The 22,019-nt window shown below is 53.6% G+C and carries 21 protein-coding genes; 18 read left to right on the top strand and 3 right to left on the bottom strand.

Annotated features, from left to right (window positions below):
• Positions 1–19: 19 nt before the first annotated feature.
• The 4 genes from QO008_RS07105 to QO008_RS07090 are packed head-to-tail and all read left to right on the top strand — an operon-like array spanning position 20 to position 4,451.
• A complete protein-coding gene (locus QO008_RS07105) occupies positions 20–631 on the top strand; it encodes a DedA family protein (RefSeq protein ID WP_232006518.1) in 612 nt (203 codons plus the stop codon).
• Positions 632–1,837, top strand: coding sequence for a DNA/RNA nuclease SfsA (sfsA, locus tag QO008_RS07100; protein ID WP_307385386.1), 1,206 nt, complete (start codon positions 632–634; stop codon positions 1,835–1,837). It begins immediately after the preceding gene.
• Entirely contained in the window at positions 1,834–3,159 is a 1,326-nt protein-coding gene (locus QO008_RS07095; protein WP_164715229.1) for a cobyrinate a,c-diamide synthase, read from the top strand. Before sfsA ends, QO008_RS07095 begins: the two co-directional genes overlap by 4 nt.
• Positions 3,147–4,451 carry a cobyric acid synthase gene (locus QO008_RS07090; RefSeq protein WP_307385385.1) on the top strand — a complete coding sequence of 435 codons (1,305 nt, stop codon included), beginning with the start codon at positions 3,147–3,149 and terminating at the stop codon, positions 4,449–4,451. Before QO008_RS07095 ends, QO008_RS07090 begins: the two co-directional genes overlap by 13 nt.
• Positions 4,452–4,490: 39 nt before the next feature.
• Here the strand turns inward: QO008_RS07090 and mgtE are convergent, their stop codons facing one another.
• Entirely contained in the window at positions 4,491–5,849 is a 1,359-nt protein-coding gene (gene mgtE, locus QO008_RS07085; protein ID WP_232006452.1) for a magnesium transporter, read from the bottom strand.
• Positions 5,850–6,104: 255 nt separating this feature from the next.
• Here mgtE and QO008_RS07080 point away from each other — a divergent pair, with 255 nt between their 5' ends.
• On the top strand, positions 6,105–7,193 hold the full coding sequence (locus QO008_RS07080; protein ID WP_307385382.1) for a C40 family peptidase: 1,089 nt from the start codon (positions 6,105–6,107) through the stop codon (positions 7,191–7,193).
• A 66-nt stretch (positions 7,194–7,259) separates the two neighbouring features.
• Complete coding sequence (locus QO008_RS07075; protein ID WP_307385381.1) at positions 7,260–8,081, top strand: bifunctional 5,10-methylenetetrahydrofolate dehydrogenase/5,10-methenyltetrahydrofolate cyclohydrolase; 822 nt, start codon at positions 7,260–7,262, stop codon at positions 8,079–8,081.
• A 26-nt stretch (positions 8,082–8,107) separates the two neighbouring features.
• Here QO008_RS07075 and QO008_RS07070 read toward each other — a convergent pair whose 3' ends face one another.
• The gene (locus tag QO008_RS07070) at positions 8,108–8,242 is read right to left on the bottom strand and encodes a hypothetical protein (protein WP_269471177.1); all 135 of its coding nucleotides are present in this window, start codon (positions 8,240–8,242) and stop codon (positions 8,108–8,110) included.
• An 84-nt stretch (positions 8,243–8,326) separates the two neighbouring features.
• Entirely contained in the window at positions 8,327–11,176 is a 2,850-nt protein-coding gene (locus QO008_RS07065; protein ID WP_307385377.1) for a transglycosylase domain-containing protein, read from the bottom strand.
• Between the two features lie 86 nt (positions 11,177–11,262).
• Here QO008_RS07065 and hflX point away from each other — a divergent pair, with 86 nt between their 5' ends.
• The 12 genes from hflX to mraY all read left to right on the top strand — a co-directional run bounded on the left by hflX (position 11,263) and on the right by mraY (position 22,010).
• Positions 11,263–12,549 (top strand): GTPase HflX, encoded by a 1,287-nt coding sequence (gene hflX, locus QO008_RS07060; protein ID WP_307385375.1) that lies wholly within the window; start codon positions 11,263–11,265, stop codon positions 12,547–12,549.
• Complete coding sequence (locus tag QO008_RS07055) at positions 12,542–13,210, top strand: YigZ family protein (protein WP_307385374.1); 669 nt, start codon at positions 12,542–12,544, stop codon at positions 13,208–13,210. The genes hflX and QO008_RS07055 overlap by 8 nt, the downstream gene beginning before the upstream one ends.
• A gap of 9 nt (positions 13,211–13,219) precedes the next feature.
• On the top strand, positions 13,220–13,924 hold the full coding sequence (nadE, locus tag QO008_RS07050) for an NAD(+) synthase (RefSeq protein ID WP_307385372.1): 705 nt from the start codon (positions 13,220–13,222) through the stop codon (positions 13,922–13,924).
• A 46-nt stretch (positions 13,925–13,970) separates the two neighbouring features.
• Positions 13,971–14,708 (top strand): YebC/PmpR family DNA-binding transcriptional regulator, encoded by a 738-nt coding sequence (locus QO008_RS07045; protein WP_126465533.1) that lies wholly within the window; start codon positions 13,971–13,973, stop codon positions 14,706–14,708.
• Positions 14,709–15,350 (top strand): TIGR01906 family membrane protein, encoded by a 642-nt coding sequence (locus tag QO008_RS07040; RefSeq protein ID WP_307385370.1) that lies wholly within the window; start codon positions 14,709–14,711, stop codon positions 15,348–15,350.
• Positions 15,337–15,981 carry a deoxyribose-phosphate aldolase gene (deoC, locus tag QO008_RS07035; RefSeq protein ID WP_307385369.1) on the top strand — a complete coding sequence of 215 codons (645 nt, stop codon included), beginning with the start codon at positions 15,337–15,339 and terminating at the stop codon, positions 15,979–15,981. Before QO008_RS07040 ends, deoC begins: the two co-directional genes overlap by 14 nt.
• Position 15,982: 1 nt before the next feature.
• A complete protein-coding gene (gene lgt, locus QO008_RS07030) occupies positions 15,983–16,753 on the top strand; it encodes a prolipoprotein diacylglyceryl transferase (RefSeq protein WP_307385367.1) in 771 nt (256 codons plus the stop codon).
• Positions 16,754–16,893: 140 nt separating this feature from the next.
• Positions 16,894–17,325 carry a division/cell wall cluster transcriptional repressor MraZ gene (gene mraZ, locus QO008_RS07025; protein ID WP_126465529.1) on the top strand — a complete coding sequence of 144 codons (432 nt, stop codon included), beginning with the start codon at positions 16,894–16,896 and terminating at the stop codon, positions 17,323–17,325.
• Between the two features lie 8 nt (positions 17,326–17,333).
• Positions 17,334–18,266, top strand: a complete 933-nt coding sequence (gene rsmH, locus QO008_RS07020) for a 16S rRNA (cytosine(1402)-N(4))-methyltransferase RsmH (RefSeq protein WP_126465528.1) — start codon at positions 17,334–17,336, stop codon at positions 18,264–18,266.
• Between the two features lie 13 nt (positions 18,267–18,279).
• Positions 18,280–18,702, top strand: a complete 423-nt coding sequence (locus QO008_RS07015; protein WP_126465527.1) for a septum formation initiator family protein — start codon at positions 18,280–18,282, stop codon at positions 18,700–18,702.
• A 10-nt stretch (positions 18,703–18,712) separates the two neighbouring features.
• Positions 18,713–21,049 carry a penicillin-binding transpeptidase domain-containing protein gene (locus QO008_RS07010; RefSeq protein WP_307385364.1) on the top strand — a complete coding sequence of 779 codons (2,337 nt, stop codon included), beginning with the start codon at positions 18,713–18,715 and terminating at the stop codon, positions 21,047–21,049.
• A 1-nt stretch (position 21,050) separates the two neighbouring features.
• Complete coding sequence (gene mraY / locus QO008_RS07005) at positions 21,051–22,010, top strand: phospho-N-acetylmuramoyl-pentapeptide-transferase (protein WP_126465525.1); 960 nt, start codon at positions 21,051–21,053, stop codon at positions 22,008–22,010.
• Positions 22,011–22,019: the final 9 nt, after the last annotated feature.

Raw genomic sequence — 22,019 nt, 5'->3', positions numbered from 1 at the left:
GAGGAGCGCTTTGGAACAAATGATGACTTCGGCGATCGAGTCCTATGGCTATTTCGCCGTATTTGCCCTGATCTTTATCGAGAATGTATTTCCACCCATTCCCTCGGAAGTGATTCTCTTGTTCGGGGGATTTTTCGTCGGCACCGGCGCCCTGGGTTTTTTCCCCACCGTACTCGCCGCCACGGCGGGATCGGTGGCGGGGGCCTTTATTCTCTACGGCATCGGAAAACTCGTGCCCGCCGAAAAAATATATGCCTCCGCCGAACGCGGTTGGATGCGAAAGTTGGGCTTTAAGTTACAGGAGATCACCATGGTGGTCGAAAAGTTCGAGGAAAAGGGGAAAATCCTCGTGCTATTCGGCCGCTGTGTGCCGATCATCCGAAGTCTGATTTCCATTCCGGCGGGTATGGTGAAGATGCATCTCTTTTCCTTTACCGTGCTCACGGCCCTGGGGTCTTTCCTTTGGAACTGCATTCTCACATTCGCGGGCCTAAAAGCAGGCGAGAACTGGCACAGCATATTAAAATATCTGGATTACTACAAATACGTCATCGCCGCGATCCTCGTCGTGGCGGGCATCCTGTTTTTGATTCGCCATTTTCGGAGGAAAAGACAGAAGGAAGGACGATAAATGAAATACGAGATTGTCGAAGAAGCGATTTTTCTAAAACGGGAAAATCGCTTTATTGCTTGGGTAGAGCTGGGCGAGGTGCCCATCCGCGTGCACGTCCCCAATACCGGTCGCCTGCGAGAACTCCTGGTGCCCCGGCGCCGCGTATTGCTCGCCAAAGCGGCACAGACAAAGACGAGAAAAACCGAATATAGTCTGATCGCCGTAGAAAAGGACGACCGGTGGTTTCATATTCATTCCGCCGCCGCGAATCACCTGGTGGCGGAGTATCTCGACGCCGCGCCCGTGCTGAAGGGCTTCGGCAAGGTGCGGTCCTATCGGCGAGAGGTTAAAAAAGGCACGAGTCGATTCGACTTTTACGTTGTAGGGGGGGAGGCCGCCGGCTATATCGAGGTGAAAGGCGTCACCTTGGAAGAAAACGGAATGGCTCGTTTTCCTGATGCGCCCACGCTGCGGGGCACGCGGCATATCGACGAACTTACGCAAATTGCCGCCAAAGGGGAAGGCACCATGGTATGGTTTGTGATACAGACGGACGGCGTGTTCGCCTTTTCGCCCAATCACGAGACGGACCCCGCCTTTGCGGCGGCACTCTGCCGCGCGGAACAAGCCGGCGTAGATCTTTATGCTATGGATACGAAGATCGACGGCGCCGAAATGCATCTGTCGCGACCGGTTGCCGTGCGGCTCGATGCTCCGCTTGCGATGCGGCAAGCGAGGGAGGCGGATCTTTCTATCATAGAGACAATGATTTACGGGGCAAAACAGTCCCTCGCGAAAGACGGCGTGGACCAATGGCAGGGCAAAGAACCGAGCCGCGAGACTTTGCGGACAGATATTTGCCGCGGCGCCTGCTATGTATTTTGTGAAGAAGGGGAGGATCCTGTGGCGACGGCGGCACTCTGTTTGGGCGAGGAACCCACCTATCATGTGATCGACGGGGCCTGGGCCAATGCCCGGCCGTACCTGACGGTACACCGCATGGCGGTCTCGCCCGCAAAGAAAGGCCACGGCATTGGACGACGGGCCTTGGATGCAATCAAGGCATTTGCCATCTCGAAGGGTCTGTCGGAGGTGCGGATCGACACCCACCGGGACAATTTCCGCATGCGAAATTTGATCGAGACGAGCGGATTCCGTCATTGCGGCACGATCCGCGTAGGAGACGGAACAGAGCGGATCGCCTATCAATGGAGCCGGCCGTGAAGCGGCGCATTTTGCTCGCCGCCACGGCATCCGATGCGGGCAAGACCACATTGACCGTCGGCCTGATTCGCGCCCTCGTGCGGCGGGGGCATACCGTGGCTTCCGCCAAGATCGGCCCGGACTATATCGACCCGATGTATCACCGGGCGGCGGGCGCGCGCGGCATGAATCTCGATTCGATCCTGACAGAAGCGGCGTATCGGCGCCATTTACTGGCGAAAATGGAAGAAAACGACATCGTCGTTATGGAAGGCGCCATGGGATTTTACGACGGTATCGGCTCGAGTCGACGCGCCTCCGCCTGTGAAATGGCGATAGAGACCGATACGCCCGTAATTTTAATCACAAGCGGTGCGGGGAAGGGGTTGAGCCTCGCGGCGGAAATCGCGGGGTTTCGAAATTTTTCGAAAAATACCATCGCCGGCGTGATCCTCAACAAGACCAAGCCTTCCATGTATGGCTATTACAAAAAAATTATAGAGGACCACGCAGATCTGCCCCTATTGGGCTGTATTCCCCGCATGGAACTCGAAGCGCCTTCGCGGAATTTGGGACTGATGCGCGCGGAGGAATGGGCGGATTTCGACGCCTATGTAGATGCTGCCGCCGACGATTTTGAAGCCCATATCGATATGGAGCGGCTGTGGTTGATCGCCGAACGGACCGAGACCGAAAGCGACTATATATCCCCGCGGCTTGCGCAACCCGTCCGCTGCGCCCTGGCACAGGATGCAGCTTTTTGTTTCTATTACGAGGATGTCCTGCGAGAAGCCGAGGCGGCGGGGGTGGAGTGGGTGCGTTTTTCGCCGCTTCTCGATCCTCTGCCCAAGGAAGTTTCGGGGCTCTATCTGGGCGGCGGCTATCCCGAACTCTATCGCGAGACGCTCGCCCACAGACATACCCTCGCCGACGAAATCCGCGCCTTTTACGAAACCGGCGGCGTCGTCATTGCCGAAGGCGGGGGCTTTGCGGCACTTCAAGAAACCATCGACGGCGTGCCCACACTGTCGATCCTTCCGGGCCGGGTAGAGAGCACCGATCGCCTGCAAAATTTCGGCTATTATTCTATGCATGCCCAAAAAGACGGACTGCTCTTACGACGCGGGGAGCAGATCGGCGTACACGAGTTTCATTATTCCCGATCGTCGCAAAGCGGCGAGGATTTTTGGTTACAAAAACCCCTTTCCGCTAGAAACCACGTGGGAGGATATCATGAACCCAATGCCTATTTGGGCTATGCACAGCTTCACCTTACGGGAAATACCTCGGTATTTTCTCGATGGTTACATGCCCTAGAGGAGGCGAGAGTATGGGATCGATGATCGTTTTGGGCACGGCTTCTAACGGCGGAAAAAGCACCCTCGTTACGGCGCTTATGCGCATCTATCGACGCCGCGGATACCGCGTATGCCCCTTTAAGTCGCAGAATATGGCACTCAACAGCGGCATCATAGACGGCAAGGAAATGGCGCGGGCACAGATCGTACAGGCGGAGGCGGCACAGATCGCCCCCGATGTCCGCATGAACCCCATTCTCTTAAAGCCGGTGGCGCCGGGCACGAGCCAGGTGATCGTAAACGGCCGCGTAGCGGGTCGCTTCTCGACGCGGGCGTACTACGCGAAAAAAGCGGCGTTTTTCAAAGCGGCGCTGCGTTCTTTAGAGAGCCTGCGCGAAGAATACGACATCGTAATCGCCGAAGGGGCGGGGAGCGCTTCGGAGATCAATCTGAAATCGGTAGATATCGTCAATATGGGCCTCGCCAAGGCGGCGGATATGGACGCACTGTTGGTGGCGGATATCGATCGGGGCGGTATGTTCGGCGCCGTGGCGGGCACCCATTTGCTCTTCGACAGAGAAGAGCGCAGGCGACTGAAGGGCATCGTCGTGAATAAATTTCGCGGCGACGTCTCGATTCTGATGCCGGGGCTCGAGACGCTGGAAGAAATCACAAAAACGCCGGTTTTGGGCGTCATACCCTACGGCGATTTCACCATAGAGGCGGAAGATTCGCTATCCGAAAGCCTTGCGGAAATAAGAAGCGGCGCGGTCGATGTGGCGGTGCTGCGGCTGCCCTATATGACCGACTTTACCGATTTCGCGCCTTTTTATCGCCATCCCGATGTATCGCTGCGATATATCGACGGCCTGCGGAATTTTCGTGCGCCGGATCTGTTGATTTTGCCGGGCACGCTGCGTCCCTACGGCGATTTGAAGTGGCTGAAAGAAAGCGGATTGTATGCCGCGGTCCTGAAATATGCGGCAACGGGCGGAAAGCTCGTCGCCGTGGCCGAAGGCAAGGATTTGTTGGGAAAATATGTAAAAGGGGATGGCGCGAGCGGCGGATTGGAAGGATTCGATTTGTGGAACGAGAACGCGGCGCACGATGCGTCGAATGCGGACGCTGTGGTCGCGACCTTCGATCGCCACGGCGCCTTTGAAGACGAAGGGATTACGGAATCTCTATTGGCGCCCCTTCAGGCACAAAAGGGGATTTCTCAAAAAGAGAGTCTCAGCGATTATGCCGCCTACAAAGAGAGCCAATACGAAAAACTGGCGGATCTGGTGGAATCCTCTGTCGACATGGCGGCGATCGATCGAATTTTGGGCATATAAAAAGACCTTTTGCAGTTCTTGCAAAGGGTCTTTTTTTCGTTAAATCAATTTGGGAAGCAGCGTCGTCGCTAATCCCAAGAAGATAAAGAATCCAAAGATATCCGTACACGTCGTCAGAAATATGGGGGAGGAGATCGCCGGGTCGATCTCGAAGTGATCGAAGAGGAGGGGCAGCAAAAAGCCTACGATGCCGGCGATAATCATGTTGAGGATCATGGCGGCAAAGATAATAAAGCTCAAAAAGAAATTATAATACTTAAAATATAGCACTATGCCCGCCAACAATCCGATCATGGCGCCGTCGAAAAGGCCGAGGCCGATTTCCTTCAACACCAACGGAAAATCTTCTTTTAATTCCATTTCGTCGCGCGCGATGCTCGTCAGAACGATAGAAAGCGCCTGGTTGCCGGCGTTTCCGCCCATTCCCGTGACGATGGGCATGGCAGCGGCGAGGGCGACCACTTGGCTGATGGTGGATTCAAACATACTGACGACCGCCGAGGCCATAAAGGCGGTAAACAGATTGATTACAAGCCAAGGGAGGCGACTCTTGATGGATTCAAAGAAATTCGAGTCGTATTCCTCGTCTTTGGAGACCCCGCTCATGGCGAGAATGTCCTCACTGTGTTCCTGTTCCATGACCTCGATAATATCTTCACTGGTGATAATCCCCAGGATCGCCATATTTTTGTTGACGACGGGGAGGTACTTCAGATCGTATTTGTAGATTAAATTGGCGGCATCTTCCTGGTCTTGATCCGCATAGATAAAAAACGGATGGTCCTGGATCAGATCCGAGAGGGGCGTAAAGCCGGCCGCCACCAAGATGTCTCTTAAATCGACGATTCCCACCAGTCGGTGCAGATTGTCGGTAATAAAGATCGACTCGATAATTTCTGTAGTCGGTGCGATTTCTTTGATCTTAAGTAACGCCTCGCCCACCGAAAGGGTTTGTTTCAGCGACAAAAACTCTGTCGTCATAACCCCGCCCGCGCTCTCCTCGTCGTAAGAGAGGATCATTTGTAGCGTGTTGGAGTCGCTTTTCTTCATATAATTCAGCAGATCTTTGCGGCGCTTGGTGCCCATCAACCCCAAAAGGTCGGCGACGTCCGCATTGCTCATATAGCTGAAGATCTCGATCAACTCTTTGGTCGAGTAAAAATTGGTCATACGGATCTGCAGATCGTCTTCGGCATTTTCCATCAGATCCGCCACCATTTCCGGGTCGAGCATAAAGAGAAAATACTGAAGTTCGGACGCCTCCATATCTTCCAGCACTTCGTCGATGTCGACGGCGTGGTACTCTTCGTAGATCGTTCGGGTCTTTGTCACATCGCCCGCGCGGATGATCTCTTTGATCCGTTCCATCAGTTCGTCATAACTTGTTTCGTATTCCAAAACCCATCACCTCCGGTCGTCAGTTTCCTTCCTACATTATAGCATTTATAGGGTATACGGCAAATCCCGGCGAATTCGTGATTTGTATCACGAACTGAAACACAAACGTAACAAAGAAGTAACACAAAAGACCCCGAAAATAGTTACATTCTGTAACCTTCTGTGTTATAATTTCCAAAGATCATTAAGAAATGTCTAATTTAGAAGATTTTCCGCCGCTTCGGCGGATTTTGAGAGTAAGGAGTGTACTTTTTCATGAATTTGAAGTTAAAGCTTACCATCGGAACCGCAGCATTGGCATTGGTCTCCGTGGTAGGCCTGAGAGACACCGGAATATTCGTACAAGATCACACGACAACTCTATATAGTGGCAGCAAATTGAGCTTCGCCGTAGAAGAAGCGGCAAATATCGTAGAAACCAACGATAAGGGATATGTGGTTCAAAAGGGCAAGGCAAAGGTAACAGTACCGAAACAAAAAATCCTCGTTACCGAAGGCGAACCCCAACACTATGTAGTCAAAAAGAACGCGATCCTCCGTCGCAACGGAAAGATCGTCCGCAATCTCTTTATCGGAGAGACTTTGGAAACGGTAAAACACTATCCCAACACCGTAGCGGTAAACACCTCCGACGGCCTGTTCGGATCCGTACCCAAAGAGTTCATCGAAGCCCAAGAAGGTCCCTATGTGACCCCGGCAAAAGTAAAACAAGATTTGATCCTTGAAAACAGCAACGGTACTTATAGCCTGAAAAAAGAGCAGGAAGTCCGCGTAGTTTCTTATAAGGACGGCCTTTTCATCCTCTTAAACGATGAAGGCAAGGATTTCCAAATCGATCCCAATTACTTAGATTTCGGTGAAAACGGCATCGCCCCCAAACAACAAGCCACCATTCAGGAACAAGCGCCCGCACAAAAAGCGGACGGCGCCCAAGCGGCAGCCGTAGCGGCCGATGTTCCCCAAGTAGACGGCGAAAAGGCACAATGTGTCGTCGATTCCGCCTATGCGAAGATGGGTTCCCCCTATGTGTGGGGCGCCACCGGCGGCAAGGGCTATGACTGCTCCGGTTTGGTATATTCTATCTATGTAAAGGAAATGGGTCTTTCCCTTCCCAGAACCTCTTCCGCGCAATCTCAGGTCGGCAAGCAGGTCAGCAAAGACCAATTGCAACCCGGCGATTTGGTATTCTTCAACACCTCCGGTAAGGGCGTAAGCCACGTGGGCATCTATATCGGAAACGACGTGTTTATCCACGCCTCCAGCGGCAGTGCAAAGGTAAGAACCAATAAGTTGAGCGAAAAATATTATAGCTCCCGATTTGTCAACGCGACGCGGGTACTGTAAAATAACATTACGAGAGAACGGTACAATCCGTTCTCTTTTTTATTACCGAAATAGAGGAGGTCGTATATGCGTTTTGGCGTAACAGAACTGCGTGAAGAGATTCTCGCTTCCTTAAAAGAGAAAGCAAGAGCGGCGAGAAATGAGGAAAAAGGCTATATACTGAGTATTCATAGAGTGGGCGAGAATCAGCCGGATCTCGCCTATGAGCGCGGACTCAAGAAATCGGCGCAATCGGCGGGGATCGACGTGGACGTACACTGCTACCCCGAGGACGTAGAGACAGAGGCATTGCTCGAAGGGATTCGCCGGGACAACGAAAACCCCGCCGTCGGGGGCATTCTCGTCTTCCATCCCCTTCCCGATACCGTCGATTCCGGCGCAGTGGATGCCGCCGTCGCAATCGAAAAGGATATCGACTGCTTGCATCCGGACAACCAGCGCAAGGTGTATGCGGGGGGCGGTGTGCTATATCCCGCTACGGCAAAAAGCGCCCTGGCGATTGCAGAGGCCATGGGACCTTTGGAAGGAAAGCGGGCGCTTATCGTCAATCGCTCTATGGTGATCGGCAAGCCTTTGGCGATGATGCTCCTCGATAAGAACGCCACCGTTACCATCGCCCATTCCCGCACGCGAAATCTGGAAGAAGAGGCGAAAAGGGCGGATCTCGTGGTCTATGCCACGGGCAAGTCCCGTTGGATCGACGAGCGTTTTGTCCGGGAAGGGCAGTGGATTGTCGACTGCGGCATCGCTTTTGACGAAAATGGAAAAATGACCGGCGATGTCGATACCGAAGCGGTAGAAAAGATCGTCGAATATGTGACGCCGGTGCCCGGCGGCGTAGGGAGTCTCACCAATCTCTTGCTCCTTGAGAATATGTTTCTTGCATAAAAAATCCCCGTCAAAGCGGGGATTTTTTAGCGTCTGCGCAGATATTTCCAGGCAAGATATTTCTTCAATAGGCCACCGGTTCTTTTGCGAACGGGTCTTCGAGAAAGCAGCGAGATGCCTTTGGCAAAGGCGAAAAACTTAATGAGCTTCTTCAATTTCATATTGCGAACCTCCTTCGTATTTCGGGTATATGCAATTTATTTACCCGAAACACGCGCTTTTCACTCGTAAAATCCATCGCGATCCTAATTGCGCTTTCGATTGTTTTGTTTTTGGCTCTGTTGACGATTGTAGGTATTGTTGTCGTCGTCCTCGTCATCGCCTTCGTTTTCTTCCTCTTCCTGCCGCCTTTGTTCTTCGAGCTCTTGGCGGATGCGCTCTTGCTCTTGCATATACCATTCCTTGGTATGCACCGTGCAGTAGCGCCGCGGTCCGGCATAGAAGTCTTCGGGGACGATGCCGTCGAAGTCTTCGGGCTTATAGCCGTCGGGACGGGCGTAGTAATACCCGTAGGTGATGGTTTCGTAGGGGCAGTAGGTGGAGGCGAGTTCGCCGGAGACCGCACAAATCAACTTGCGCGTATAGCGCTCGGTGACTTCGGTGGGTGCGGTATTGGGCAAAAACGGCAAGCTGACGATCGACTTGGCGCGGCGGGCGTAGGCGGAGGCCAAAAGGCCGGTGCGGTCGCTCACTTCTTTCTTCTCTAAGTTTTTCGGCAGCTCCCAAGTGCTCTTATCATTCGGGATATCGTAGAGCTTGGCGTAAAAGTCCGAGACGACGGCGTCATTTTTTGTAAGCGCGAGCTTTTGCAGATCGTTGCCGAGCCACAGGCCGCAGGTGTAGCCGGGGGTCGCGCCGAGGGCAAAGTAATCCGCATTGTATTTGTTGCTTCCGAGCACCGCAAAGGCATCATAGCCCTTGGCGCCAAGCCGCTTTGCCACATCGGTGGAGCCGAGGGCGTAGCGCAAGAGCACGTCCGCCTTTCGCGGAAATTCCGATTTTTTTACCTTTGCTTCATAGAGCACTTCTCCCGAAGCATCGGTGATCTTTTGCACCATATGAATATTGCCCGTATTAGAAGAGGCGATTTTTGCATAGGCGCCGGTCATATGCATAAGATTCGTGCCATTCACCAAATTGCCCGATGCCATGGCATCGAAGGTAAAGTCGTGGCGGTTCGCCGATTCCTGGGGCGTGACGATGTCGTCGTCTTCGCTATCGGCATAGAGACCCAGAGTCTTTAGGGTTTTGAGGGTATTGTCGTAACCGTATTTTTCGAGGAGCTTGCCGCTTACCGATTTTCTGCCTTGCTCCAAGGCCTCGGCGAAGATCGTATTGCCGCGGAATTTACGGCCTTCGGGCCAAATCAGCCCGTCTACATACATGGGTATGTCGTCGTAGGCCGTCGCCAGAGTGTCCTTTCGGCACAGCGCCGTCAGATAGGTAGAGAGGGGCATAAACACCGAGCCCGGTTGCCGTTTGCCGAAGAGGTGGTTATAGCGCTTTCTGGCGGGATCGGTGACGTCGTTTCCGCCGACGAAGGCGCCGACGGATCCGTCTTTGTTGTCGATGATGATCGCGGCGGATTGGGGCTGCACATTAATATTTTCCGAGGCGAGAAAGAGTTCGCCGGAGAGAATGCATTCTTCGTCGTCGATGGCGATCTTGTCGCCGTATTTTTTGAGCGCTTTGGCGGAGATGCGGTAGTCGCTTCCGCTTTGTACGTCTTCTTCTTCAAAGGCGGTGGTGATGCGGGATACGGTACAGAGATTGCCATCGCCGTCGAGATAATAGGAAGGTTTGAGCGTGAGTATGCCGTCGTCGAAAGAGAAGTAGCGTCCGGAGAGAAGTAGGTCGCCGCCGGCGCGGGAAAAAGCCTCTTTTGTAAGGCGCAACGAACCATCGTCTAAAAACAGGTCGTCGTGGGAAAGGTAGAGGATTTTTCCGGCTTCATCGACGATATTGCCTTCGGTATCGGTGCTGAAGTCGACAAAATTTGCGCCCTTGTCTGCACCCGATCGCACCAGATCGGGGAATTGATCGTACAGGGCTTCGAGCTTATGTTGCATATCCGGTTGTATGGTCGAGTAGATTTTGAGGCCGCCTTCTCGGACTTTTTTCTCCGCCTCCTCGCGCGTCAGCCGCAGTGCCTGGGCGATATGCGCTTCGGCCTCTTCGCTTATGGCATCGGCCACATATGAAGTGTAAGGCGATTCGGCGTCTTCTTGCGGCCGAAAGGCCAAATTCCTGTTTTCAGCGCGGGCACGCGTCTTCGCGTCTATGTATCCGGCGCTTTCCATGGCGGCGAGCACGACCTTTTGACGTGCCAGGGCGTGAGGGTTTTCCACCAGTACATACCGTTCCCCGGCGATGGTGCGCACCGCCAAGGGGGTTTCATCTTTTACGTTCTCTTCGGGAATTCGCTTCAGCGGCTGGTATTTTGAAGGGCTCTTTACGATGCCGGCGAGGAGCGCCCCTTCTTCGAGGGTCAAATCCTTGGGCGCCTTGGAAAAATACGCCCGCGCCGCGGCGTCGATCCCCTGGGCGCCCATGCCCAGATCGATGCGGTTGAGATAGGCTTCGAGGATCTTTTCTTTGGGAAGTGCTTCCTCGATGGCGAGGGTCAAATAGGCCTCGGTGACTTTGCGGTCGACGGATTGCTCGGTACTCAGATAGAGATTTTTTACCAGCTGTTGGGTAATGGTCGATCCGCCGCGGACGATTCTGCCTTGCTTTAGATTTGTCGCAAGACTGGCAAAAAGTTGCCGTCCGTCGAGTCCCTTGTGGCTATAAAAACTGCGGTCTTCCGTCGCCAAAAAGGCATTCCGTACATCTTTTGGCACCGCCGAGAGCGGCACATAGTTGCTGAAGACCGAAGGATCCACCTCGTCAATCACTTCGCCCTCGGCGTCGTAAATCACAGAGGTCTGCGCGATCGCCGTCGTCACCTTTGTAAAGTCGGTTTCCGGTGCCTTTTTCAGGATAGAGAGCATCCAGGCGCCGATCGATCCCGCGATTAACACGAAGAGCGCGACGAGAAGAAGCAGGAAAAGCTTCGCCTTGTCGCCGCGGGACAAATGTTTTATTCCACCCATACACATCCTCCTTTCTCCAATTATAGCACAGCGGCTCTGTTGCGCAGTAGCTTCGGATTGTGTATATTTATGAAAGGAGGTACTGTGTGAACAGAATAGAACATCGCGGAGGTCGTCCGGAATCGGTGGTAACGGTCGCCGTTTGGGACGATGAAAACGAATTTAACGAGGAAAGTCTGAAGGAGCTGAACGCCCTGGTCGAAGTCGCCGGCGGCAATGTGGTGGCGGAAATGACCCAAAACGTGCGGTCCTACCACCCGTCGACGCTAATGGGCAAGGGAAAGCTCGAGGAATTGAAGGACTTCGTCAGAGCGGAAGATGTCGATCTGGTGGTCTTCGACCAAGAACTCAGCGGCGTGCAGATGCGCGAGATCGAAAAGATTCTCGAGACGGATGTCTTGGACCGCACCGCCGTCGTCTTGGATATTTTTGCCGCCCGGGCGAAGACCGATGTGGGAAAGCTACAGGTCTATCTGGCGCAGTTGGAATACGGAAAAAACCATTTGATCGGCAAGCGGAACTATTCGAGATTGGGCGGCGGGATCGGCACCCGCGGGCCCGGGGAACAAAAACTCGAGATCGATCGCAGGCGCATTCGCGCGGACATCACCCGCACCAAAAAGCGCCTGGCCCGGGCCAAAAAGATCCGAAACACCGGGAGAAAGGACCGCCTGTCGTCCAAAATCCCTTCTATCGCCTTGGTAGGCTATACCAATGCGGGAAAATCGTCGATTATGAATCGCCTACTCAAAGACGGCGCCTCGTCGGGAAAACCGGTCTTTGTGGAGGATATGCCCTTTGCATCGTTGGATCCCGACACGCGGCGCATTCGGCTTAAAGACGGCTTGAGTGTATTCGTCACCGACACGGTGGGTTTTATTTCCAATCTTCCCACCGCCCTGATCGAATCTTTTTATACGACGCTCGAAGAATTAAAGGATGCGGATCTTATCGTACACGTCATCGACGGATCCGGAGAAAATGCCGAAATGCAGTATAAGACGACCCGAAAGATCCTTCGGGATCTCGAAGTGAGCGCGACGCCTTCGATTTTGTTCGTAAACAAGCGGGACAAGATGGAAGCGGGCAGACTCCCGTTTTTGCCGGCAGAGGATACGGTGCTCTACGGTTCCGTCAAATTCGATGCGGACTTCGACTATTTCTTCGATGCCCTGCAAGAAAAGATCGAAGGGGGATTTGCCAAGGTGGAGCTGCACTTCGGTTTTGACGAAATGCACCGCGTAGAAGAGATCAAGGCGCGGTTCCCCGTCGAGCAATTCGACTACGACCACGAAGGGGTGGCGATTACGACGACGCTTCCCAAGAGCTACTTACCCCGCTACGAAAGACAGATACGGAGGCGCTATGTATAAGACCGTATTGCGAGAAGGGCACAGTCGATTGGAGGAGAAAAAGTCCGAGTTTTTGGGATATGTCTCTCATGTTCGTTCCAAAGAAGAGGCGGAGGCGGTGATTGCGCATATGCGAAAAGCATACCCAGACGCCCGCCATCACTGTAGCGCCTATATCGTGGGGGCGGGCGGCATCGTGCAAAAATACGACGACGACGGCGAGCCCCAGAAGACCGCCGGGCCGCCCATACTCGAAGTCCTCAAGAGAAACGGTCTGGAAAATGTGGTCTGCGTCGTCACCCGCTACTTCGGGGGCACCTTACTGGGAGCGGGCGGCCTGATCCGCGCCTACTCTACCGCCGCCTCCCTTGCGGTTGAGGAGGCGGTGGTCGTGGAAATGCACGCGGCATTGGATCTGCGGATTCGCTACGACTACACCTTTCACGGGGCGCTGGAAAACTTTTTGATGCAGTACGGATACCCGGTTTTTGATGCGGAATTTACCGATCAGGTGGCGCTTTCGACGACGCTGCTCGCAGAGAACGAGGACGCACTGCTCGAGAAGCTGACGGATCTTACGGCAGGCGACGTCTATATCGTCGAGAAGAAGGCCACCGAAAGGCCTGTCAGAGACGGATTTTTATTGTATAATAAACAAAAATACAAACAAACCACGGATTAGGAGGTCCTTATGAAAGAAACCATCGACGCATTGGTAACATGGATGCAGAAAGTAGTGGGCGATGCGCACGCAAAGGGCATCGTATTCGGCTTGAGTGGAGGAATCGATTCCGCGGTGATCGCAGGCATTGCCAAACGCGCCTTCGGAGACGACGCATTGGGAATCATTATGCCTATCGACTCCCATCCCCAAGATGAAATCGACGCATTGCTCGTGGCCGAAGCGCTGGATCTGAAAATCGAAAAGGTCGATCTGAGTGCGGCCTATCACGCCATCCTCGACGCATCTTTTGTAAGTGAAAATACCATGGCGAAGGCGAACCTCAAGCCGCGTCTGCGCATGAGTACCCTCTACTATTATGGGCAGGACCGCAATTATTTGGTGAGCGGCTCCTCCAACGCCAGCGAATACTATGTGGGTTACTTCACCAAATTCGGCGACTCCGCTTGCGATCTGATGCCCCTCGTGGACTTTGTAAAAGAAGAGGTCTTTGCACTGGGCGAGGCGCTTGGCTTGCCTGAAGTCGTACTGAAGAAGAAGCCAACGGCGGGCCTCTATGAAGGGCAGACCGACGAGTTGGAGATGGGCTTCAGCTACAAAGAGCTCGACGCGGTGATCCGCGAGGACTATCGCGGCGAACACCGCGACAAGATCGACCACCTGCATAAGATCAGCGCTCACAAGCGGGTTTTGCCTCCGAAGTTTGGTAAATAAGAAAAGAATATGATAGAATAATGGACCGAATGAAAGAGAGGTAGCTATGGCAGGACATTCAAAATGGCATAATATTAAAAATAAAAAAGGCAAAGAAGACGCAAAGCGCGGAAAGATTTTTACCAAGCTTTCCCGAAACATCACCGTGGCGGCGCGAGAAGGCGGCGACGACCCGGCGTATAACGCGGCGTTGAAAGCGGCGATTGACAAGGCGAAGGCGGAAAATATGCCCAACGACAATATCGATCGCGCCATCAAAAAGGCAGCGGGCGGTGACGACGGCGCGGACTTTGAAGCCGTCACCTACGAAGGCTATGGTCCTTCCGGCATCGCCGTATTGGTGGAATGCTTAACCGACAATCGCAATCGCACGGCGCCGGATGTGCGCCACGCCTTCGACAAAAACGGCGGCAATTTGGGCACCAACGGCTCGGTATCGTTTCTGTTCGACCGCAAAGGGCAGTTGGGCATCGCCACGGACGAGGGAATCGATCCCGATGCGGTCATGATGGATGCCATCGAAGCCGGCGCGGAAGATGTGACCGTGATCGACGAAGGGATCGAGATTACCACCGCGCCGGAGGAATATCACAAGGTGCGTAACCACCTCGAGGAAAAGGGATATGAGTTCGTAATCTCCGAAATCACCTTTATTCCCCAAACCACCACGGCGCTCGACAGCGAAGAAGATCGCGCCAAGATGACCAAGTTGATCGAACAATTGGAGTCTAACGACGACGTGCAGGAAGTGTATCATAACTGGGAGAATGCAGAAGAAGCATAAATGAAAAAATTTCTCTCCCTGCTCGTAGCCGGGCTGTGCATTTTTTTGTGTTTCAGCCTGGCTACCTATATACAGAGCCAAGATGCGGACTATTATGCCGCGCAAATGCGCAAAAACCGGATCGATTGCGTAACGGGTCTTTCCTTCACGCGACTCGACGAAATATCGGACGGCCTGCGCGCCTATTTGCGTACCGGCGAAGAGAAGCAAATCGCGCCGTATTTCTCGGCGGAAGAAGTCGTCCATATGAAAGACGTATACGGTCTCTTTCAATGGATGGCTCGACTCTCCGCCGCGGGCGTATGTATCGTCGTTTGGGGCGCCTATAGGCTCAAGAAGCGCTATGGCATCCGCGGGAGTATGCGTGCGGTGGGACGTGCCGCCTGGATCTGGATCGCCGTATTCGCGCTACTGGCGGCGGCGATCGCTGTGAATTTTCATCGGGCGTGGTTTTTGTTTCATCGCCTGGTATTTTCCAATGAATTGTGGCTGATGGATCCCCAAACGGATCTGATGATTCAAATGCTGCCGGAGAACTTTTTTTCCGGCATGGTGCTACGCATCGGCGCCGTTATGATCGTGGCGATGGCGCTGTTATCGGCAATGGGTTTTGTGAAAGGAACGGACAATGGAATTGAATAGATATATCGACCATACGATTTTGGGACCGGACGCCAATAAGGCGGCGGTCGTAAACACCATAGAAGAAGCGAAGAAGTACGGTTTCGCATCCGTCTGCCTAAACCCCTATTGGGTCTCCATGGCGGCCGAAATGCTCGCCGGTACCGATGTAAAGGTCTGCACCGTGATCGGCTTTCCCTTAGGGGCGACGACCGCAAAGGCCAAGGCGTTTGAGGCGAAAGAAGCCGTCGAAAACGGCGCCGAAGAGGTGGATATGGTCCTCAATATCGGCGCATTAAAAGATGGCGATCACGAAGCGGTACTCAAAGATATGCGCGGCGTAAAAGAAGCGGTGGGACATGTGGTCGTAAAGGTGATCCTCGAAACCTGTCTTTTGACCGACGATGAGAAGCGCGCGGCCTGTGCTCTGGCGAAAGAAGCGGGTTTGGACTTTGTAAAGACCTCTACGGGATTTTCCGAAGCGGGTGCCACCGTCGAAGACGTGCGGCTTATGCGCGAAGCCGTGGGCGAGTCTATGGGGGTAAAGGCGAGCGGCGGCATTCGCGACCGCAAGAGCGCCCTCGCCATGATCGAAGCCGGTGCATCGCGTATCGGCGCCTCCAAATCCGTCGCCATCGTCGAAGAGGCGTAAAATGGATCCTGTCGCATTTCGCCTCTTCGGACTGGACGTGCGCTGGTACGGCATACTGATCGCCTTGGGCGCGGTACTCGCCGTATGGGTGGCGGAAAATTTGATCCAAAAAAATCCCGCGATCCCCAAAGAATCCGTCGTCGACTATGCCCTGTACGCATTGCCTTTGGGCATTCTGGGCGCACGGCTCTATTATGTGTTGTTTGAGTGGGAATACTACGGACAATACCCCGCAGAAATCCTCGCCATCCGAAACGGGGGGCTCGCCATCCACGGCGGCATACTCGCGGGTATGCTCGTGGCGTGGTTTTTCGCTCGCAAGAGGAAGCAGTCGTTTTGGGACTTTTTAGATATGCTCGCGCCCGGCGTGGTGCTCGCACAGGGCATCGGCCGCTGGGGCAACTTTATGAACGGAGAGGCCCACGGCGGCCCCACCGATCTGCCTTGGGCGATTCAGGTGGGGGGCGAGATGGTGCATCCCACATTTTTGTATGAATCCATCTTGGACGTGGGAATTTTTCTGTTTCTCTTTTTTGTGCTCGCGAAGCGAAGAAAATTTCGCGGGCAACTCGCCGCGTGGTATTTGATCCTGTACGGCATCGGCCGCTTTTGTATCGAAGGGATACGCACGGACAGCCTGTATATCGGGCCATTGCGTACCGCCCAACTCGTCAGCATTCTGGGAATTCTCTTCGGGTTGGCGATCCTCTATGTGGCGTCCAAGAAAAAAGACGGAGGCGACTACCGACTGATTGACAAAAAGCCATCCTAAACGAAATTTGCGAACCGCCGAAATATCGGCGGTTTTTTTATTGTCGAAAATGCCGAAAACCGCTTGAAATAGGCACTGAATGGTGTAGAATATAGGTAAGTGGGGCAAAGTGGTTCATAAGGGTTTGTTTTGGGGGAAATATGTTTTTCGGGGAGGCAAAGCACAATATCGATCCCAAGGGGCGCTTGGTCATGCCGGCGAAATTTCGCGACGGCTTGGCCGAGGGCTTTGTCATGACCAAGGGATTGGATCAGTGTATTTTTCTGTTTCCCCTGGACGAGTGGAAGCGCATGGAAGAAAAGCTGAAACAGCTGCCCCTGACCCACAAAAACGCCCGCGCTTTTGTACGGTATTTCTTCTCCGGCGCCTGTGACGGAGAATTGGACAAGCAGGGAAGAGTGCGGATTCCGCAAAATCTGATACACTATGCCGATTTGCAGCAAAAATCGGTGATTATCGGCGTGGGAACGCGCATGGAAATATGGTCCGAAGCGTTGTGGGATGCCTACAACGAGGACGAATCCCTTTCTTACGATCAAATCGCACAGCAATTGGCGGATCTCGGCATATAGGAGGGGTTATGGATTTCAGTCATATACCGGTACTGCACGAGCAGGTAATAGAGCATCTTCAAATTCGCCCCGGCGGCATATACGTAGACGGTACGGTGGGCGGCGGCGGCCACAGCAGCGAAATTCTGCGTCGTCTCGAGGACGGCCTTTTGGTGGGAATCGACCAGGACGATGCGGCACTGGCGGCCGCGGAGAAGAGATTGTCCGCCATTTCGGATCGCTTTGTGCTGGCGAAGGGAAATTTTGTACATATGGATGCGATCCTCGATGAAAACGGCATAGACCGCGTCGACGGAATCCTCTTGGACATCGGCGTAAGCTCCCACCAATTCGATACGCCGGAGCGCGGGTTCAGCTATCGTTTCGACGGTCCTTTGGATATGCGCATGGACGGCGATGGCGACATTCGCGCCTATGACATCGTGAACCGCTATTCTGCCGATGAAATCACGGATATTCTCCTCCGTTACGGAGAGGAGCGCTGGGCAAAGCGCATTGCGGAATTTATCGTAAGCGAACGCAATATCCAGCCGATCGATACGACCTTTCGATTGGTCGAGATCATCAAAAAGGCGATCCCCGCTAAAGTGCGAAGAGATGGCGGACATCCGGCGAAGAAGAGTTTTCAGGCCCTTCGAATCGCCGTGAATCGGGAGTTGGAAGTGCTCGAAGAAGCCATTCCCATGATGGTCGATCGGCTCAAGCCGAAGGGGCGCCTCGCCATTATCACGTTCCACTCATTAGAAGACCGGATCGTAAAAAACACCTTTAAGTATCTGCATCAGGACTGCATCTGTCCGCCCAGGCAACCGATCTGTACCTGCAATAAAAAGAGAGAGATTCGCATCGTCACCCGCAAACCCGTCGTCGCCGACGACGCCGAATTGGCCACAAACAACCGGGCACATTCGGCCAAGCTCAGGGTTGCTGAAAAACTGTAATGGGAGTGATATAATGAAACGGGTTCAGAGGAGTCGGCAACAGAAGACGCGTGCTGCCAAAAGACGGCGTCCGCGCGCCAGGGGAGTTTCCGCCGTATTTTTGGCGGCGGCCGTTATCGTCGTCTTGGGAATTACATTGGTCTTCAATCTGAAAACCCACACCCAGATTGCAGAACTCAATACCGCCATCGCGAAACAACACGCCTCTCTCGAAGAGATGGACAAGACATATAGAGATTTGAATGCGGGATTGGATGCGATAAAAAGTTCCGAAGACATCCTCAGAAAAGCAAAGTTTCAACTGGGCATGGTCTATCCGGACAACGATCAGGTAAAATATATCGATGTGAATATGAAAAATGAAAAAAATGACGTCAATGAAAATGTGTATTTGAACCCGGTAATCTCCGTATTGCATATTTTCAAGGAGGACTAGGAGGGCTCTTGTGGAAGAGCGGAAGCGAAAGCATAGGAAAAGAGCGGGAAAGAAAGCGCATAGCGGAAACTTTTTGTCTTCGTATTTGAAGCGAACGGACAGAAAAGTGACCTTGGTGTACGCATTTCTCTTCCTGCTCTTTTTTATTTTGTCCGTAAGAATGGTACAACTGCAGGTCTTTCGATCGGAAGAACTGACCAAGAGTGCACTCGCACTCGAAAGTGATAAGCGCGCTACGACCCGTCGCGGCGTGATCTACGATGCGAAGGGCAATGCGCTGGTCGGAAATATCAGCCGTTCCGACATTTATGTCGATACCAAGACGCTTTCGGCATCGGCGGAGGCCGAAAAGGCGACGGAGCGACTGATGAAGGTTTCCGCCTCGCTACTGGACATGGAAAAATCCGAGGTACAGGCGCGCCTCGACAAGGGCGGGCACGTCCTGCTCAAGCGCGGCGTAGAGCGCACGGTGGCGACCGAGGTGCGGGATTCGGACATCCCCGGCGTGGTGGTCGAAGACTACGAAACGCGCACCTATCCCGGAAACGATCTCGCCTCCTTGGTTTTGGGTTTCGTCAACCGGGACGGGGAAGGCCAATACGGACTGGAACGCTACTATGACGATTCCCTGCGGGGGGTGGTGGGAAAAAACCTGGCGCCCCAGGGGAAGGACAAGAAAAACAGAGATTCCGCCAAGGCGGCGGTGGGCGGCGCCGATCTCACGTTGACGCTTTCCGAATCCTTACAGCGTAAAACCGAAGAGATTTTGGATGCGCACCGCACCAAAAACAAAGCGGAGCGCATCACTGCCATCGTACAGGAGACGGACACCGGGGCGATCGCCACTATGGCATCCACCGACGATTATAATTTGAACAAGCCCTATGATCCGGCGGATGCGGCGCAGCGTTCCGTGTGGAAGGATCTGACGCGCAAGCAGAAGACCGAGATTTGGTTCGACAACTGGCGGAACTTTGCGGTCAGCGATATGTACGAGCCGGGTTCTACCTTTAAGACCGTAACCGCCGCGGCGGCGCTGGAAGAAAACACCAGCGATCCGAAAAAACACTATTACTGCACCGGCTATGTGCGCGACATCCCCGGCATTACCATCACTTGTACCTCGCTGCCGGATCCCCACGGGGACATCACGATGGATACGGCATTTGCCGAAAGCTGCAATGTCACCTTTGTGAGCATGGCGCGGGAACTTGGCGAAGAAGGTATGTTAAAATATATCAGAGCCTTCGGATTCGGCGAAAAGACCGGCATCGATCTGCCCGCGGAACAGGCGGGCTTGGTGCCCGAGGGCGTAAAGGATATCAACGCCGCGCGCCTTGCCACCATGAGTTTCGGCCACGGGATTGCCGTAACGCCGATCCAAATGGTAACCGCCGTATCGGCCGTCGCCAACGGCGGCTATCTGCTCGAGCCCTATGTGGTGCGCGAGATTCGCGATGCCGGCGGCAATGTCATCGAAAAGCGCGACCGCACGGTAAGGCGGCAGGTGATTTCTTCGGCGACCAGCGAGACCATGCTGCGCCTCTTGCAAAAAGTCGTAGAAGAGGGAACGGGAACGCTGGGGGCCGTCGATCGCTATCATATCGGCGGAAAGACCGGTACGGCGGATAAAGTGTCGGCGATGGGCGGCTATGAAAAGGACAAATACATCAGTTCCTTTGTCGCCGTGGGTCCGACCGAAGACCCCGCGTATACGGTGCTGGTCATCGTAGAAAATCCCAAGGGCGACTATTACGGCGCCACGGTGGCGGCGCCCATCGCATCGGAAATTATGGGCGCCGCGCTACGAGAAGCGGAAGTCCCCATGCTCAGCGAAGGCGCTACGAAGAAAAAGAAAAAGATCGTTGTTCCCGACGTGGAAAATATGCTTTTGGAAGATGCGGGAAAACTCCTAACCGATTCCGGCCTCAAATTCAATATGTCTTCGGAAGATGTGGGGAATTTCGGCATCGTCGAAAAGCAGATGCCCAAAGCGGGCACGGAAGTGGACGAAGATACCATCGTCGATCTGTCCGTAGATCCCAACGACGCCGGCAAAAAGCGCGTACCGAAATTACAGGGCAAGACCAAAGAACAAGTCAAATTGCTCTTGGACAAGGCCGGCATCGACTACGCCTTTGAAGGAGAAGGTACGGTCGTTTCCCAAGAACCCTTGGGAGGAGAAGTGCTGGGCGATCAAAAGAAGGTATACATTCGTCTGGAAAAAGATCTGAAAGAAGAAAAAGACGAAAAATCCGCTTCCGATTCGAAACAGCAAACCGATACGAAAGACGGCGCGAGCGACGCGCAAAAGAAAGCAAAAGCAAAGCAAAAGGAGACACAATGAGATGGGAGAATTAGTGACGACGGCGAGCCTTCCGGCCGCTTTGATCCTCAGTTTGATCGCGGGAAAAATATGCATCCCGCTATTGCGGCGGCTCAATGCCGGTCAGGAGATCCGGGAGGACGGACCCCAAAGCCATTTGGTAAAGGCGGGAACGCCGACCATCGGCGGAATCATCTTTTTGTCCGCCATGTTATTGGCGACGCTGTTTACCGGCAATTTGAACTACGAGACCCTAATCCTCTTTATATCGACATTGGGCTTTGCTTTGGTGGGATTTGTGGATGATTATATTAAGGTCGTCAACAAGAGAAATATGGGATTTACGGCCCTACAAAAACTGTTGGCGCAGATATGTATCGCCTTACTGCTGTACTTTCTTGTCCTCTCCGGCAAGGGACTGAGTACGGCGGTATTGCTGCCGGGGTCGGGGCGGCTGATCGATTTCGGGTTTTTCTTTATTCCCTTTATCATCTTCGTCGTCGTGGGAACCGTCAATTCCGTCAACCTTACCGACGGATTGGACGGCCTGTCCACTTCGGTGACCATTGTGATCATGCTGTTTTTTGCCCTGGTTTCCTTTCAAACACAACGCCTCGCCATCGGCGCGTTTTGTCTGGTGACGGCGGGCGCCTTGTTGGGCTTTTTGTGGTACAACAAATATCCCGCCAAAGTGTTTATGGGAGACACCGGCTCTTTGGCGCTGGGCGGTGCGGTGGTGGCGGTCGCCATTTTGCTGAATTTGCCGCTTCTGTTGCCGATCTGCGGTGGAATCTATTTTATAGAGACCTTGTCGGTGATTTTGCAAGTCGCCTCCTTTAAGCTGCGGGGCAAGCGAATTTTTCTCATGAGTCCGCTGCATCACCACTTCGAACAGAAGGGCTGGCGGGAGGTGCAAATCGTCGGTCTTTTTGTCGGCATAGAGATCGTGCTCTGCATCATCAGTTACTTCCTGATATTTTAGGGGGAAGAG

This window comes from Aedoeadaptatus ivorii (genome assembly GCF_030815095.1).
Taxonomy (GTDB): Bacteria; Bacillota; Clostridia; order Tissierellales; family Peptoniphilaceae; genus Aedoeadaptatus; species Aedoeadaptatus ivorii.
This window is presented reverse-complemented; position numbering and strand designations above follow the sequence as displayed.